The organism is Pseudomonas sp. 3B-A001-10F, from assembly GCF_056313565.1.
In genome coordinates this window covers 21,844-37,292 of record NZ_JBQYFW010000033.1, presented here as the reverse complement: position 1 = coordinate 37,292, position 15,449 = coordinate 21,844, and the positions used below count along the sequence as shown (strand labels likewise).

Here is a 15,449-nt window from a genome sequence, read left to right as displayed (position 1 = left end):
TACAGTTGTTTTGGGTCAGGCAGTTATTGGGTGGTGGCTTTGAGGCCGGTGAGCAGCAGGCGTTGGAAGAGGTCTTCTTTCAGGCCTTCCGGGTTTGTCAGCTGCATGCGTTCGAGGTGTTCGGGGTATAGCGATGCCTCGGGCGCATCGAGGGCTGCTTTGCCGAGATCGAGGATTTCGGTGAGTTTGAATTTGCTCTTCAGCCAGTTCAGCGCCCGCAGCAAATCCCGTTCGATCGCAGTGAAATCACAGCCCAGCGGATACTCCGGAAACAGGTTCGGATGCCGTGCGGCGATCGCCTGCAGACGCTGCGGTGTGTTATCGGCAAAGCGTGGGTCGAGGCGGAAATCCTTTGGCAGCTTGCCGACCTTTTGCGCTTGCTCGATCAGCCCCTGCTGGAAGCGCGAGTCACTAATGTTCAGCAGCGACTCGATCACTACTGCGTCGGCTTTGCCGCGCAGATCAGCGATGCCGTACTCGGTCACGACGATGTCGCGCAGATGCCGTGGGATCGTGCAATGGCCGTATTCCCAGACGATGTTGGAACTGACGTCACCACCGGATTCGCGCCAGCTACGCAGGATCAGAATCGATCGGGCATCGTGCAGCGCGTGGCCCTGCGCGACGAAGTTGTACTGCCCGCCGACACCGCTGAGTACCCGTCCATCCTCCAGTTGATCCGCCACACCGGCACCGAGCAAAGTCATAGTGAACACGGTGTTGATGAATCGCGCGTCAAGACGCTGCAAGCGCTTGAGCTCTTCCTGCCCATACAACTCGTTGATGTAACTGATGCGGGTCATGTTGAATTCGATGCGTTTGCTCTGCGGTAACTCACGCAGGCGCTCGTAGAAACTGCGCGGGCCAAGGAAGAAACCGCCGTGCACCGAGATGCCGTCAGTCTGCGCCGCCTCGTCGAGGGTGCCGGCGTTGGCCTGTTCCTGCGTTGGCACATCGGGGTAGACCTTGCGGCGGATGATCCCGGCATCCGCCAGCACCAGCAGGCCGTTGACGAACATTTCGCTGCAACCGTACAGGCCTTTGGCGAACGGCCCCGTGCCGCCCTCGCGTTCGATCAATTGCGCCCACTGGCTGAGGTTGATGTCATTGAGTAACGCTGTGTATCCGGCGTTATCTGCCTGACGGGCGAGCAGAGCGGCGGTCAGGGCATCGCCCATCGAGCCGATGCCGATCTGCAATGTACCGCCGTCGCGCACCAGCGTGCTGGCGTGCAAGCCAATGAAATGATCCTGAAAGCCCACCGGCATGTTCGGCGTGGAAAACAGCGTGCTGCTGTCCTTCGCGTCGATCAGCAGGTCGAAGGTGTCGATATCGACTTCGGCATCACCGGGCATGTACGGCAGATCGGTGTGCACCTGACCGACCAGCAAAATGGTCTCCCCGGCGTGGCGGCGCTTGGCGATCATCGGCAACAGGTCGAGGGTAATGTCGGGATTGCAACTCAGGCTCAGTCGATCGGGATGCTCGCTGCTGCTGGCCAGTAATTGCGCCACCAGATTGAGCCCGGCGGCGTTGATGTCGCGGGCGGCGTGGCTGTAATTGCTGCTGACGTAATCCTGCTGGGCCGGCGCGCTGTTGAGCAGGCTGCCGGGCTGCATGAAGAACTGTTCGATGCGGATGTTGGCGGGCAGGCTGTCGCGGTGCAGGTCGGCGAGGAAATCGAATTCCGGATAGTCACCGAAGACGCGTTCGACGAAGGGTTCGATGAAGCGTTTTTGCAAACCATCGCCCAGATTCGGACGGCCAAGGCACAGGGCAGTGTAGATCGTCAGTTGCCGCTCGGGCAGGCCTTTGATCCGCCGGTACAGCGCGTTGACGAAGTGATTGGGCTTGCCCAACCCCAGCGGCATGCCCATGTGGATATGCGCCGGCAACCGCGCCAGCACGTCGTCCACCGCCTGTTCGATCGAACACAACTGCACCATCTGAAGCCTCCTGCCCGTTCCGTGAATAGGGGTAGACCGAGCTTGCCTTGAGTTTGCTGCAAAGGACAGCCCAAATTCCTGGACGATTGTCGGCCACGGGAGTTTTTTATGACTGGAGATTGTTTGCCCTCACCCTAGCCCTCTCCCGGAGGGAGAGGGGACTGATTGGGGGATATTGGAGAGGTACGCCGACGTGAACCTGCTTTGCCGAATCCATAATCGACTTGATGTTTCAGGTCGATGTCGGACGAAAGACAACTCGGTCTGCCCCCTCTCCCTCCGGGAGAGGGCTGGGGTGAGGGGTTCTTGAATCGCGCCCACAAAAAAACCGTCCGAAGACGGTTTTTTTCGTCAGAAGTGCGCCTTACTTCAGGCCAGACATCTTCTGGATCGCGCCCTTCAACTCATCATCCGAGCAATCGGCGCAGGTGCCTTTCGGCGGCATGGCATTGATGCCGGTAATGGCCTTGGCCAGGATGCCGTCGAGGCCACCCTGATGATCAGCACGCTCTTTCCACGCTGCGGTGTCACCGATCTTCGGCGCGCCCAACAACCCGGTACCGTGGCAAGCATTGCAATGCTTGGCAATCACCTCATCCGGGGTTTTCGCCCCGCCACCGCCGCCTGCGGAAGCGGCAACTTCCATCCCCTTGCATTCCTGACCTTGTACACACACCTGGCCAACCGGCTCCAGGCGTTTGGCAATGTCGTCATTCGTCGCAGCTTGAGCGCTGACAGCCCAGAGGGCCAGTACGGTTGCTGGTGCGGCCAGCATTTTCATAATTAGGTTCACGCGTTCACCCTCAATGGTGGCTATTCACGCCTGCGGCCACGGTTCGCAGGCGGGCGGAAGTATAGCGGGTAGCCCGCCACACTGAAACAACCCCATAGTCGAAGGGGTTATACCGCACGGTAGATAAACGGTCCGGATGCCTTTGCCATCATGGCTTGGCACCTCTTTGTTAAAAATTCGCCGGCGTGGCTGCGCTGATTAGTCGCGCAGGCGCGTCAAACGGATTACGAAAACGGTGCGGCTTGGTACTTTCAAAGTAGTAGCTGTCGCCGGCTTCGAGAATAAAAGTTTCCAGACCCACCACCAGTTCCAGACGACCTTCCACCAGAATCCCGGTTTCTTCGCCTTCATGGGTGAGCATTTCTTCGCCGGTGTCGGCACCCGGTGGGTAGATTTCGTTGAGGAAGGCGATGGCGCGGCTGGGGTGCGCGCGGCCGACCAGTTTCATGGTCACGGCGCCGTCGGAAATGTCGATCAGCTCGTTGGCCTTGTAGACGATCTGGGTCGGGACTTCCTGCAGGATTTCTTCGGAAAAGAACTCGACCATGGACATGGGAATCCCGCCCAGTACCTTCCTCAGCGAACTGATCGAAGGGCTGACGCTGTTCTTTTCGATCATCGAAATGGTGCTGTTGGTGACGCCCGCGCGTTTGGCGAGTTCACGCTGGGAAAGCCCTTTGAGCTTGCGGATCGATTGCAGTCGTTCACCGACGTCCAAGGCGGGAGCCTCCTGATGTTGTAAGAATATTGAGCGTTATCATGGCGACAGCGTTCAGTATTTACAACACTTGGCCCCCGCAGCGGTGTCAACCCTCGGAATAGAGCCTTGGCACTCGGCGCAGATTGCAAAAGATCTGGTACGGAATGGTGTCGGCCCACTGCGCCACTTCGCTGGCGAGGATGTTTTTGCCCCACAGCTCAACGCTCGAACCGAGGCCAGCTTCAGGCACATCGGTGAGGTCGATGCAGAGCATGTCCATCGACACGCGACCGAGAATCCGGCTGCGTTTACCCGCCACCAGTACCGGCGTTCCGGTCGGCGCCTGACGCGGGTAGCCGTCGGCGTAACCCATGGCGACCACGCCGATGCGCATCGGTTTGTCGGTGATGAATTTGGCGCCGTAGCCGATCGGCTCGCCAGCGGGCAGTTCACGGACGCAGATGACTTTCGACTCCAGGGTCATCACCGGTTGCAGGCGATCAGCCACGGCGTTGGCCTCCTCGAACGGGGTCGCGCCGTAGAGCATGATGCCCGGACGTACCCAGTCGCTGTGAATCTGCGGCCAGCCAAGCACTGCTGGCGAGTTGCGCAAGCTGACTTCCGCCGCCAGGCCCTGACGCGCCGCTTCAAACACCGCGACTTGCTCGGTGCTGCTCTGCGCGTGCAGCTCATCGGCACGGGCAAAGTGGCTCATCAACACGATCTTCGCCACTTTGCCGCTGGCCAGCAGCCGTTGGTAGGCTGCCGGGTAATCCTTGGGATGCAGACCAACGCGGTGCATGCCCGAATCAAGCTTCAGCCACACGGTGATCGGCTTGCTCAGTGTCGCCTGCTCGATCGCTTCGAGCTGCCACAGCGAATGCACCACGGTCCAGAAATCATGCTCGACAACCAGCGCCAGCTCATCGGCTTCGAAGATGCCTTCGAGCAACAACACCGGGGCCTTGATGCCGGCCGCGCGCAACTCCAGCGCTTCTTCGATGCAGGCGACGGCAAAACCGTCGGCCTCGGCTTCCAGTGCCTGGGCGCAACGCACCGCACCATGGCCGTAGGCGTCCGCCTTGATCACCGCAAGCGCCTTGGCACCAGTGACTTCGCGGGCAATTCGGTAGTTGTGGCGCAGGGCTTCTAGGTCGATCAGGGCACGGGCAGGACGCATGGCGGCAGACTTCTAGGCGGTCATGGGAAGAAAAACCGGCGCCGACTGACGACGTGAACCGCCAACAGCGCCGGGAGAGGGATCTTTACAACGGTTACGGCAGCGCGGCGACGATGGAAATTTCCACCAGAATGCTCGGCTTGGCCATCTTCGCTTCGACGGTGGCACGGGCCGGGGCAGCACCTTTTGGCAGCCACTGGTCCCACACCGAGTTCATCCCGGCGAAGTGCGCCTCGATGTCGCTCAGGTAGATCGTCGCCGAGAGCAGATGCTGTTTGTCGGTGCCAGCCAGATCGAGCAAGCGCTCGATATTGGCCAGTACCTCGCGAGTCTGCTGTTCAATCCCGGCGTCGAAGTCGTCGCCGACCTGCCCGGCCAGATACACGGTGCCGTTGTGGCTGACGATCTGACTCATGCGCTCATTGGTGAGCTGGCGCTGGATTGCCATGTTTTGCGGACTCCTGGGTCTTGTTGCCGTAACGGGAAATATCGAGGCCTTCGGCGCTGATCTGCGGCTTTTTCTTCGCCATCAGATCGGCCAGCAAACGACCGGAGCCGCACGCCATGGTCCAACCGAGCGTGCCGTGACCGGTGTTGAGGAACAGGTTCTTGAACGGCGTGGCGCCAACGATCGGCGTGCCGTCCGGGGTGGTCGGACGCAGGCCGGTCCAGAAGCTCGCCTCGGCCAGATTGCCGCCCTGAGGATAAAGGTCGTTGACGATCATCTCCAGGGTTTCACGGCGACGCGGGTTCAGCGACAGGTCAAAACCGGCGATCTCGGCCATGCCGCCCACACGGATACGGTTATCGAAACGGGTGATCGCGACCTTGTAGGTCTCGTCGAGAATAGTCGAAGTCGGGGCCATCGCCGGGTTGGTGATCGGCACGGTCAGCGAGTAACCCTTGAGCGGATACACCGGCGCCTTGATGCCCAGCGGCTTGAGCAGTTGCGGCGAGTAACTGCCGAGCGCCAGTACGTAGCGGTCAGCGGTTTCCAGCTTGCCGTCGATCCACACACCGTTGATGCGATCACCGGCGTAGTCGAGTTTCTGGATATCCTGGCCAAAGCGGAATTCGACACCGAGTTTCACGGCCATCTCGGCGAGGCGCGTGGTGAAGATCTGGCAGTCGCCGGTCTGGTCATTCGGCAGGCGCAGGGCACCGGCGAGGATGTCAGTGACACCCGCCAGGGCCGGCTCTACGCGGGCAATGCCGGCGCGGTCGAGTACTTCAAACGGCACGCCGGATTCTTTCAGCACGGCGATGTCTTTGGCGGCGTTATCCAGTTGTGCCTGGGTGCGGAACAGCTGAGTCGTGCCGAGGCTGCGGCCTTCGTAGGCGATGCCGGTTTCGGCGCGCAATTCATCGAGGCAGTCGCGGCTGTACTCGGACAGACGCACCATGCGCTCCTTGTTCACCGCGTAACGGCTGGCGGTGCAGTTGCGCAGCATCTGCGCCATCCACAGGTACTGGTCGATGTCGGCGGTGGCTTTTATCGCGAGAGGGGCGTGGCGTTGCAGCAGCCACTTGATCGCCTTCAGCGGCACGCCCGGCGCGGCCCACGGCGAGGCGTAGCCCGGCGAGACCTGGCCGGCGTTGGCGAAACTGGTCTCCATGGCCGCGGCTGGCTGCCGGTCGACCACCACCACTTCAAACCCGGCACGGGCCAGATAGTAAGCACTGGCGGTACCGATGACTCCGCTACCCAAGACCATTACGCGCATTTTTGTATCCCTCATCGCGGCAGGGCCGCGTACGTCTGTTGTTAGAGCAATGATGGGCGCAGTGTAAAAAAGAAATGCCAGTGCTTTTCACTATATAAGCGCCTATATTTGGCGACAATTCTCGGCAAAAACCCTTTTCACGGAGGCGCATCCCCTATGCGTACCAACACTCAGACCAAACGTGAGCTGGACAAGATCGACCGCAATATCTTGCGGATCCTGCAGGCGGACGGGCGGATTTCCTTTACCGAACTTGGGGAAAAGGTCGGCCTCTCCACCACGCCCTGCACCGAACGGGTACGGCGTCTGGAGCGTGAAGGGATCATCATGGGCTACAACGCCCGGCTGAATCCGCAGCATTTGAAGGGTAGCTTGCTGGTGTTCGTCGAGATCAGCCTCGACTACAAATCCGGCGACACTTTCGAGGAGTTCCGACGCGCGGTGCTGAAGTTGCCGCACGTGCTGGAGTGTCATCTGGTGTCGGGGGATTTCGACTATCTGGTGAAGGCGCGGATTTCCGAGATGGCGTCTTACCGCAAGCTGCTCGGCGACATTCTGCTGAAGCTGCCGCATGTGCGCGAGTCGAAGAGCTATATCGTGATGGAAGAGGTGAAGGAGAGCTTGAGCTTACCTATTCCGGATTGAAGATCGCTGGCGCTCCACTCGCGAGCAGGCTCGCTCCCACAGGGGGAACGCATTCCAAATGTGGGAGCGAGCCTGCTCGCGAAGGCGTCAACTTGGTTCCGAGTGAACGCGTTAAACCAACACCTGCCGATTCGCCGCCATGTACTCGAATATCTGCTTCTCCACTCTCGGATGAATCAGCTCCACCGGGCGCCGCTCATTCGGGCAAGGCAAGGTCTTGGTCGTGCCGAACAAACGGCAAATCAACGGCCGCTCTTCATACACCGTGCAGCCGTTCGGCCCCAGGTGCACACAGTTCAGCTCTTCCATCGCCGCATCTTGCTCGGCGCGGGTCTTGCGTGGCAGGCGGGCCATTTCTTCCGGCGAAGTGGTCACCGGGCCGCAGCAATCGTGGCAGCCGGGCACGCACTCGAACGAGGGTATCTGCTGGCGCAAGGTGCGGATTTTCTGGCTGTTGCAGCTCATTGCAGCGATGACCGAGGAGGAATAGGCGGCAATTGTGCCGCAAAAGCCGAGATCCAGACACCGCAGGCCGACCAATGTTGCCCACGTTCGGGCGTGCGGCTTATGCTCCGTCAAATTTTCTCGACACTTAGCCGTTGGATGACGCCTATGACTGCCCGCGCTTTCACCTCCGCGAGCCAACCCCACGTTGCCTCTTACTACGCCGCCAGCAGCCTGCCGCAGCCCGATCACCCGGTGTTGCAAGGTGACGTGCTGGCCGACGTCTGTGTGGTCGGCGGCGGCTTTTCCGGATTGAACACGGCGCTGGAACTGGCCGAACGCGGCCTCAGCGTGGTGTTGCTGGAAGCGCACAAGATCGGTTGGGGCGCCAGCGGTCGCAACGGCGGGCAGCTGATTCGCGGGGTCGGTCATGGTCTCGATCAGTTCACCAACGTCATCGGTGCCGACGGCGTGCGCGAGATGAAACTGATGGGCCTGGAAGCAGTGGAAATCGTTCGCCAGCGCGTCGAGCGTTTTCAGATTGCCTGCGACCTGACCTGGGGCTATTGCGACCTCGCCAACAAACCGTCCGACCTCGAAGGCTTTGCCGAAGACGCCGAAGAACTGCGTGGCCTTGGCTATCGCTACGAAACCCGCTTGCTGCAAGCCCACGACATGCACACGGTGGTCGGTTCCAAACGCTATGTCGGCGGCTTGATCGACATGGGCTCCGGGCATCTGCATCCGCTGAACCTGGCCTTGGGCGAAGCAGCAGCAGCGCAGCAACTGGGCGTGAAGCTGTTCGAACATTCGGCAGTAACCCGTATCGACTACGGCCCTGAAGTGAAGGTGCATACAGCGCAAGGCTCAGTGCGCGCGAAGACGTTGGTGCTGGGCTGCAATGCCTATCTCAACGATCTGAACCCGCAACTCAGCGGCAAAGTCCTGCCCGCCGGCAGCTACATCATCGCCACCGAGCCGTTAAGCGAAGCGCAGGCGCACAACCTGCTGCCGCAAAACATGGCGGTCTGCGATCAACGTGTCGCGCTGGATTATTACCGACTCTCGGCGGATCGTCGTTTGCTGTTCGGCGGCGCCTGCCACTATTCGGGACGCGATCCAAAGGATATCGGCGCCTACATGCAGCCGAAGATGCTCGAAGTGTTCCCGCAACTCGCTGGCGTGAAAATCGACTATCAGTGGGGCGGCATGATCGGTATCGGCGCGAACCGCTTGCCGCAAATTGGCCGGCTCGCGGACCAGCCGAACGTGTATTACGCCCAGGCCTATTCAGGCCACGGGGTGAATGCCACGCACCTGGCGGGCAAGTTATTGGCCGAAGCGATCAGCGGGCAGCAAAGCGGGGGCTTTGATCTGTTTGCCAAGGTGCCGCACATCACCTTCCCGGGCGGCAAGCATTTGCGTTCGCCGTTGTTGGCGTTGGGGATGTTGTGGCATCGCCTTAAAGAGTTGGTCTGAGTGATCGTTCCCACGCTCTGCGTGGGAATGCATCCAGTGACGCTCTGCGTCACAGCGGACGCGGAGCGTCCGGCGCGGCGCTCCCACGCAGAGCGTGGGGGCGATCAGTGGTTGTCAGATCCGCCAGAACGGCTTCAACCCCTCCTCCTGCGCCTGCTCACGCGTCAGCCCGATGTCCTTGAGCTGATCCGCCGTCAGTGCCAGCAACGCCTTGCGCGTGTGCAGACGATGCCACAACAGACTCCAGCGACTCAGGCCGGACGGCGCAGTGCGCATGATCTCATTGCGCGCACTGTCCTTCTGCCCTGCCGCCAGTTCCTGACCGTGTAACGTCAACCGCACATCGCTCAAGCCGTTCATTTTCAATGCTCCTGTTTACTTGGGTAGCCAGAGATTCCATGATGCGCGGGCGAGCAAAACCATTACAGATTCAAAGACACTGTATTAACTCCATACAGATTTGCCGCTTTGTTGACTGAATTGTCGATTTTTGCGAGATCTGTACTGGTTTATCGAATCACCGCACCGAGGCAGCGCCATGACCCTTTATGTAAACCTCGCCGAATTGCTCGGCACGCGCATCGAAAACGGCTTCTATCGCCCAGGTGACCGGCTGCCATCGGTGCGCGCCTTGAGCGTCGAACACGGGGTCAGTCTGAGCACGGTGCAACAGGCCTATCGCGTGCTCGAAGACAGCGGCCTGGCCACGCCGAAACCCAAGTCCGGCTACTTTGTGCCGGTCGGCCGCGAACTGCCGGAGCTGCCTGCCGTCGGCCGTCCGGCGCAGCGCCCGGTGGAGATTTCGCAGTGGGATCAAGTGCTGGAGTTGATTCGCGCGGTGCCGCGCAAGGATGTCGTGCAACTGGGTCGTGGCATGCCGGACATCAGCTCGCCGACGATGAAGCCTTTGCTGCGTGGGCTGGCGCGGATCAGCCGCCGTCAGGACATGCCCGGTCTGTATTACGACAACATCCACGGCACTCTCGAACTGCGCGAACAGATCGCTCGACTGATGCTCGACTCCGGCTGCCAGTTGAGCGCGAGCGATCTGGTGATCACCACCGGTTGCCACGAAGCGCTGTCTACCAGCATCCACGCGATCTGCGAACCGGGCGACATTGTCGCGGTGGACTCGCCAAGCTTTCATGGCGCCATGCAGACCCTCAAAGGCCTGGGCATGAAAGCCCTGGAAATTCCCACCGACCCGCTCACCGGGATCAGCCTCGAAGCGCTGGAACTGGCACTGGAACAATGGCCGATCAAGGTCATCCAGCTCACGCCCAACTGCAATAACCCGCTCGGCTACATCATGCCGGAGTCGCGCAAACGCGCCCTCCTCAACCTCGCGCAGCGCTTCGACGTAGCGATCATCGAGGACGATGTGTATGGCGAACTGTCCTACACCTACCCGCGCCCTCGCACGATCAAATCCTTCGACGAAGACGGCCGTGTGCTGTTGTGCAGTTCGTTTTCCAAGACCCTGGCGCCGGGGCTGCGCATTGGCTGGGTCGCGCCGGGTCGATACCTTGAGCGGGTGCTGCACATGAAATACATCAGCACCGGCTCGACCGCGCCGCAACCGCAGATCGCTATTGCCGAATTTCTCAAGGCTGGCCATTTCGAACCGCATTTGCGGCGCATGCGCACGCAATACCAACGCAGCCGCGACCTGATGATCGATTGGGTGACCCGCTATTTCCCGGCAGGTACCCGCGCCAGCCGGCCGCAAGGCAGCTTCATGTTGTGGGTCGAGTTGCCGGAAGGTTTCGACACCCTGAAACTGAATCGTGAGTTGCACGACCAAGGCGTACAGATTGCCGTCGGCAGCATCTTTTCCGCCTCAGGCAAGTACCGCAATTGCCTGCGGATGAACTACGCTGCCAAACCGACAGCGCAGATCGAAGAGGCGGTGCGCAAGGTCGGCGAGACCGCTGTCAGATTGCTGGCGGAAGCCGACTGACCTTTTCCCAGAGAACCGCGTCCATATGCCGACCCTTGCCGCCAACCGGAATGATCCTACGTGAGCTTCAGACAGCCCCTACTCGCTTTGCTGTTACTCGCCTCGTTCCTGAGCGGCTGTGCCAGTCTCGATGTCCCGCGCGAGCCAAGTCAGGCGTTGCCGGCAGCTGATTCCAGCTTCGGCCGTTCGATTCAGGCGCAAGCGGCGCCCTATCAGGGCCGCTCAGGTTTTCGCCTGCTGTCCAACAGCAGCGAGGCGTTCACCGCCCGCGCCGAACTGATCCGCAACGCCCAGGCCAGCCTTGATCTGCAGTACTACATCGTCCATGACGGCATCAGCACGCGAATGCTGGTGGAGGAACTGCTCAAGGCTGCCGATCGCGGCGTGCGCGTGCGCATTCTGCTCGACGACACCACCAGCGATGGTCTGGACCAGATCATCGCCACACTGGCGGCGCATCCGCAGATCCAGATCCGCCTGTTCAACCCGCTGCATCTGGGCCGCAGCACCGGTGTAACGCGCGCAGCCGGACGCCTGTTCAACCTGTCGCTGCAGCATCGACGCATGCATAACAAGCTGTGGCTGGCGGACAACAGTGTGGCCATTGTCGGCGGGCGCAATCTCGGTGACGAATATTTCGACGCCGAGCCAAACCTGAATTTCACCGACATCGATATGCTCAGTGTCGGGCCGGTGGCTGAGCAGCTCGGGCACAGTTTCGACCAGTACTGGAACAGCGCCCTGAGCAAACCGATCGACGAATTCCTTACCAGCCAACCGACCGCCAAGGACCTGGAGAACACCCGCACACGCCTGGAAGAATCGCTGGAGGAAACCCGCAAACAGAATCACGCGCTGTACCAGCAGTTGATGACGTTCAAGACCGCACCGCGCATGGACATCTGGCGCAAAGAGCTGATCTGGGCATGGAATCAGGCGCTGTGGGATGCGCCGAGCAAGGTCTTGGCCAAGGGTGAGCCGGATCCGCAATTGCTGCTAACCACGCAGTTGGGTCCGGAGCTGCGCGGCGTCAGCAAAGAACTGATCATGATTTCGGCGTATTTCGTGCCGGGCCAGCCAGGGCTGGTTTACCTGACCGGTCGTGCCGATGCCGGCGTAACGGTAAGCCTTCTGACCAACTCGCTGGAAGCCACCGATGTGCCAGCGGTGCACGGCGGCTATGCGCCGTATCGCAAAGCGTTGCTGGAGCATGGCGTGAAACTGTATGAACTGCGCCGTCAGCCTGGAGATAACTACGGCAGTGGCCCGCATGTGTTTTACAGCAAATCGTTTCGCGGCTCTGATTCAAGCTTGCACAGCAAAGCGATGATCTTTGATCGGCAGAAGTCGTTTATCGGCTCGTTCAACTTCGACCCGCGTTCGGTGTTGTGGAACACCGAGGTTGGGGTCTTGGTCGACAGTCCGGAGTTGGCCGAGCATGTGCGTGAGCTGGCCTTGCAGGGGATGGCGCCGGCGCTGAGTTACGAGGCGAAGTTACAGGATGGCCAGATCGTCTGGATCACTGAGGACAACGGCCAGATGCACACCCTGACCAAGGAGCCGGGGAGTTGGTGGCGGCGGTTCAATGCGTGGTTCAGCACCACGGTAGGGCTTGAGCGAATGCTTTAAAAAAGCAAAGGATCGCAGCCTTCGGCAGCTCCTACAGTTGAAGTGCATTCCTCCTGTAGGAGCTGCCGAAGGCTGCTATCTTTTGATGTCAGGCAGGCTCAGTAACTGCGCCAAATGCACCTTGGCGCAACAGCAATATCACCAACCCGAACGCTCCGATCGCCATCAACAACGGCAACGCATGCCCACTGATCCACTGGCTGCCCGCCCCCGCAGCCAGCGGCCCGACCAGACAACCGACACCCCACAACTGCGCAATGTGCGCATTCGCCCGCACCAGCGCATCGTCACGATAACGCTCGCCAATCAGAATCAGCGACAGAGTGAACAAACCACCGGCACTCGCCCCGAACAATACCCACAATGGCCAGATCAGTAGCGTGTCGAGCAACAGCGGAATCGCCAGACTCGACAGCATCAACACCACCGCACAACCGGCGAATAGCGTACGCCGCGACAGATAATCGGCCAGCGCACCAATCGGCAGTTGCAGCAGCGCATCACCCACCACCACCGTGCTGACCATCGCCAGTGCAATCTCGGCAGTGAAGCCCTGTTGCAGGCAATACACCGGCAGTAACGTCAGGATCATCGCCTCGAATGCGGCGAACAACGACACCGCCCAGGCAATCGCCGGCAACTCACGGGCGAAGCCCCACAATTCCTTGAACGTTACGCTGCTGGCTTCACTGCTCGGCGCACCGCTGCGACCCAGCAAGAGCAATGGCGACAGCAACAGCAAAGCGACACCGACCCAGAAACCGTAATCATGCTCGGTACCCAGCGCGCCCAACAGCAACGGACCCGACAGTTGGCTCAACGCATAGCTGCTGCCATACAGCGCCACCAGTCGCCCGCGCCAGTTCTCGACCACCAGTTGATTGATCCAGCTCTCGCCGAGGATGAACACGATGGTCAGGATCACCCCGATCATCAGCCGTAGCACCAGCCAGATCGGGTAGCTCGGCAGCAACGCCAACAGACCGATCGACAGCGCCCCGGCCCACAGGCACAGGCGCATCAGGTTCGCCGTGCCGAAACGTGCCGCCAGATGACTGGAAATCTTCGCGCCCAACAACACGCCAATCGCTGGCATCGCCGCCATCACGCCGATGGCAAAAGAGCCGTAGCCCCAACCTTCGAGGCGCAACGACACCAACGGCATGCTGACCCCCAGGGCCAGGCCGACACTCAAGACAGACGCCAACACGGCGAAATACGTCGCCCACCGCATGTTCCACGCTCCTGTGGATTATTTTTATGTGCACCACAAAACCAATGTGGGAGCGAGCTTGCTCGCGAATACGGTTTCACATTCAGCAGATCTGCTGACTGATACACCGCATTCGCGAGCAAGCTCGCTCCCACAGGGGATCTCTGTCTGGTTTGGGAGCCTGATTGAATCAGGCTCCCCTCAGCGGCTTACAGCTTGATCCACGTCGCCTTCAACTCGGTGTACTTGTCGAACGCATGCAGCGACTTGTCGCGGCCGTTGCCCGACTGCTTGAAGCCGCCGAACGGTGCGGTCATGTCGCCGCCGTCGTACTGGTTGACCCAGACACTGCCTGCGCGCAGTGCCTTGGCGGTCAAATGCGCCTTGGAGATGTCCTGGGTCCATACCGCAGCGGCCAGGCCATACGGCGTGTCGTTGGCGATCTGGATCGCTTCTTCAGCGGTATCGAAAGCGATGACCGACAGCACCGGGCCGAAGATCTCTTCCTGAGCGATCTTCATCGCGTTGCTCACGCCGTCGAAAATCGTTGGCTCAACGTAGGTGCCACCGGTTTCCTGCAAAATGCGTTTGCCGCCGGCGACCAGTTTGGCGCCATCGGTGTGCCCGGATTCGATGTACGACAGCACGGTGTTCATCTGCTGAGTGTCGACCAGCGCACCGACGTTGGTCGCCGGATCCAACGGATTGCCCGGCTTCCAGGTTTTCAGCGCCTCGATCACCATCGGCAGGAATGTGTCCTTGATCGAACGCTCGACCAGCAGACGCGAACCGGCGGTGCAGACTTCGCCCTGGTTGAAGGCGATGGCGCTGGCAGCGGATTCGGCAGCCGCTTGCAGATCCGGCGCATCGGCAAAGACGATGTTCGGGCTCTTGCCGCCGGCTTCCAGCCAGACGCGTTTCATGTTCGATTCGCCGGAGTAGATCATCAGTTGCTTGGCGATCTTGGTCGAACCGGTGAACACCAGCGTGTCGACATCGTTGTGCAGGGCCAGCGCCTTGCCGACGGTGTGACCGTAGCCCGGCAGCACGTTGAGGACGCCTTTCGGAATACCGGCCTCAACAGCCAGCGCAGCGATACGGATGGCGGTCAGCGGGGATTTTTCCGATGGCTTGAGGATCACCGAGTTACCGGTCGACAGCGCCGGGCCGAGTTTCCAGCAGGCCATCATCAGCGGGAAGTTCCACGGCACGATGGCACCGACCACGCCTACCGGCTCGCGGGTCACCAGGCCCAGTTGGTCGTGCGGTGTGGCCGCCACTTCGTCGTAGATCTTGTCGATCGCCTCACCACTCCAGCTCAGCGCCTGCGCCGCGCCCGGAACGTCGATGTACAGCGAATCGCTGATCGGCTTGCCCATGTCGAGGGTTTCGAGCAGGGCCAGTTCTTCGGCGTGCTGCTTAAGCAGGCCGGCAAAACGAATCATGGTGGCTTTGCGTTTGGTCGGCGCCAGGCGCGACCAGACGCCGGAATTGAAAGTAGCGCGGGCGTTTTCCACGGCGCGCTGGGCGTCGGCGGCATCACAGCTGGCGATCTTGCCAAGCAGACGGCCATCGACCGGGCTGATGCACTCGAAGGTCTCGCCGGAGACGGCGTCGGTGTATTCGCCATTGAGGTAGGCGCGGCCTTCGATTTTCAGGTCGCGGGCGCGTTGTTCCCAGTCGGCACGAGTCAGGGTGGTCATTTAAGTGTCCTCCTCTTGTTCAATACGAGCGCC

At 60.6% G+C, this 15,449-nt stretch carries 14 protein-coding genes; 4 read left to right on the top strand and 10 right to left on the bottom strand.

Going from position 1 to position 15,449, the window contains the following annotated elements; all coding sequences use genetic code 11:
• Positions 1-23: 23 nt before the first annotated feature.
• The 6 genes from AC0ZWN_RS23770 to dadA form a co-directional block, all read right to left on the bottom strand.
• Positions 24-1,946, bottom strand: a complete 1,923-nt coding sequence (locus tag AC0ZWN_RS23770; RefSeq protein ID WP_476336780.1) for an acetyl-CoA hydrolase/transferase C-terminal domain-containing protein — start codon at positions 1,944-1,946, stop codon at positions 24-26.
• Positions 1,947-2,310: 364 nt separating this feature from the next.
• Positions 2,311-2,727: a c-type cytochrome gene (locus AC0ZWN_RS23765; RefSeq protein WP_095049336.1), complete on the bottom strand. Its 417-nt coding sequence runs from the start codon at positions 2,725-2,727 to the stop codon at positions 2,311-2,313.
• Positions 2,728-2,908: 181 nt separating this feature from the next.
• Positions 2,909-3,457, bottom strand: coding sequence for a cupin domain-containing protein (locus AC0ZWN_RS23760; protein ID WP_007920393.1), 549 nt, complete (start codon positions 3,455-3,457; stop codon positions 2,909-2,911).
• 88 nt (positions 3,458-3,545) lie between these two features.
• Entirely contained in the window at positions 3,546-4,619 is a 1,074-nt protein-coding gene (gene alr, locus AC0ZWN_RS23755; RefSeq protein ID WP_095049335.1) for an alanine racemase, read from the bottom strand.
• A 94-nt stretch (positions 4,620-4,713) separates the two neighbouring features.
• Complete coding sequence (locus AC0ZWN_RS23750; RefSeq protein WP_476336778.1) at positions 4,714-5,067, bottom strand: RidA family protein; 354 nt, start codon at positions 5,065-5,067, stop codon at positions 4,714-4,716.
• The gene (gene dadA, locus AC0ZWN_RS23745) at positions 5,039-6,343 is read right to left on the bottom strand and encodes a D-amino acid dehydrogenase (protein WP_095049334.1); all 1,305 of its coding nucleotides are present in this window, start codon (positions 6,341-6,343) and stop codon (positions 5,039-5,041) included. Before dadA ends, AC0ZWN_RS23750 begins: the two co-directional genes overlap by 29 nt.
• A gap of 156 nt (positions 6,344-6,499) precedes the next feature.
• On the opposite strand from dadA, the gene AC0ZWN_RS23740 reads away from it, so the two are divergent.
• Positions 6,500-6,988 (top strand): Lrp/AsnC ligand binding domain-containing protein, encoded by a 489-nt coding sequence (locus tag AC0ZWN_RS23740; RefSeq protein WP_003177284.1) that lies wholly within the window; start codon positions 6,500-6,502, stop codon positions 6,986-6,988.
• Positions 6,989-7,099: 111 nt separating this feature from the next.
• Here AC0ZWN_RS23740 and AC0ZWN_RS23735 read toward each other — a convergent pair whose 3' ends face one another.
• Positions 7,100-7,453 carry a YkgJ family cysteine cluster protein gene (locus AC0ZWN_RS23735; RefSeq protein WP_064389779.1) on the bottom strand — a complete coding sequence of 118 codons (354 nt, stop codon included), beginning with the start codon at positions 7,451-7,453 and terminating at the stop codon, positions 7,100-7,102.
• A gap of 147 nt (positions 7,454-7,600) precedes the next feature.
• Here AC0ZWN_RS23735 and AC0ZWN_RS23730 point away from each other — a divergent pair, with 147 nt between their 5' ends.
• Positions 7,601-8,911: an NAD(P)/FAD-dependent oxidoreductase gene (locus tag AC0ZWN_RS23730; protein ID WP_476336775.1), complete on the top strand. Its 1,311-nt coding sequence runs from the start codon at positions 7,601-7,603 to the stop codon at positions 8,909-8,911.
• 114 nt (positions 8,912-9,025) lie between these two features.
• Here AC0ZWN_RS23730 and AC0ZWN_RS23725 read toward each other — a convergent pair whose 3' ends face one another.
• Entirely contained in the window at positions 9,026-9,271 is a 246-nt protein-coding gene (locus AC0ZWN_RS23725; protein WP_476336773.1) for a DUF1127 domain-containing protein, read from the bottom strand.
• A 178-nt stretch (positions 9,272-9,449) separates the two neighbouring features.
• Here AC0ZWN_RS23725 and AC0ZWN_RS23720 point away from each other — a divergent pair, with 178 nt between their 5' ends.
• Positions 9,450-10,871, top strand: a complete 1,422-nt coding sequence (locus AC0ZWN_RS23720) for an aminotransferase-like domain-containing protein (RefSeq protein ID WP_186620155.1) — start codon at positions 9,450-9,452, stop codon at positions 10,869-10,871.
• 60 nt (positions 10,872-10,931) lie between these two features.
• Positions 10,932-12,500, top strand: a complete 1,569-nt coding sequence (locus AC0ZWN_RS23715; RefSeq protein ID WP_476336770.1) for a phospholipase D family protein — start codon at positions 10,932-10,934, stop codon at positions 12,498-12,500.
• Between the two features lie 88 nt (positions 12,501-12,588).
• Here AC0ZWN_RS23715 and AC0ZWN_RS23710 read toward each other — a convergent pair whose 3' ends face one another.
• Positions 12,589-13,734, bottom strand: a complete 1,146-nt coding sequence (locus tag AC0ZWN_RS23710) for an MFS transporter (protein WP_476336768.1) — start codon at positions 13,732-13,734, stop codon at positions 12,589-12,591.
• Between the two features lie 188 nt (positions 13,735-13,922).
• Positions 13,923-15,416, bottom strand: a complete 1,494-nt coding sequence (locus tag AC0ZWN_RS23705; protein WP_016985821.1) for an aldehyde dehydrogenase — start codon at positions 15,414-15,416, stop codon at positions 13,923-13,925.
• Between the last annotated feature and the right edge of the window lie 33 nt (positions 15,417-15,449).

Coding starts and splice junctions, on each gene's coding strand:
- AC0ZWN_RS23735 (WP_064389779.1), bottom strand. CDS start 7,453: ATGAGCTGCAACAGCCAGAAAATCCGCACCTTGCGCCAGCAGATACCC.
- alr (WP_095049335.1), bottom strand. CDS start 4,619: ATGCGTCCTGCCCGTGCCCTGATCGACCTAGAAGCCCTGCGCCACAAC.
- AC0ZWN_RS23725 (WP_476336773.1), bottom strand. CDS start 9,271: ATGAACGGCTTGAGCGATGTGCGGTTGACGTTACACGGTCAGGAACTG.
- AC0ZWN_RS23710 (WP_476336768.1), bottom strand. CDS start 13,734: ATGCGGTGGGCGACGTATTTCGCCGTGTTGGCGTCTGTCTTGAGTGTC.
- AC0ZWN_RS23770 (WP_476336780.1), bottom strand. CDS start 1,946: ATGGTGCAGTTGTGTTCGATCGAACAGGCGGTGGACGACGTGCTGGCG.
- dadA (WP_095049334.1), bottom strand. CDS start 6,343: ATGCGCGTAATGGTCTTGGGTAGCGGAGTCATCGGTACCGCCAGTGCT.
- AC0ZWN_RS23740 (WP_003177284.1), top strand. CDS start 6,500: ATGCGTACCAACACTCAGACCAAACGTGAGCTGGACAAGATCGACCGC.
- AC0ZWN_RS23765 (WP_095049336.1), bottom strand. CDS start 2,727: ATGAAAATGCTGGCCGCACCAGCAACCGTACTGGCCCTCTGGGCTGTC.
- AC0ZWN_RS23705 (WP_016985821.1), bottom strand. CDS start 15,416: ATGACCACCCTGACTCGTGCCGACTGGGAACAACGCGCCCGCGACCTG.
- AC0ZWN_RS23750 (WP_476336778.1), bottom strand. CDS start 5,067: ATGGCAATCCAGCGCCAGCTCACCAATGAGCGCATGAGTCAGATCGTC.
- AC0ZWN_RS23720 (WP_186620155.1), top strand. CDS start 9,450: ATGACCCTTTATGTAAACCTCGCCGAATTGCTCGGCACGCGCATCGAA.
- AC0ZWN_RS23730 (WP_476336775.1), top strand. CDS start 7,601: ATGACTGCCCGCGCTTTCACCTCCGCGAGCCAACCCCACGTTGCCTCT.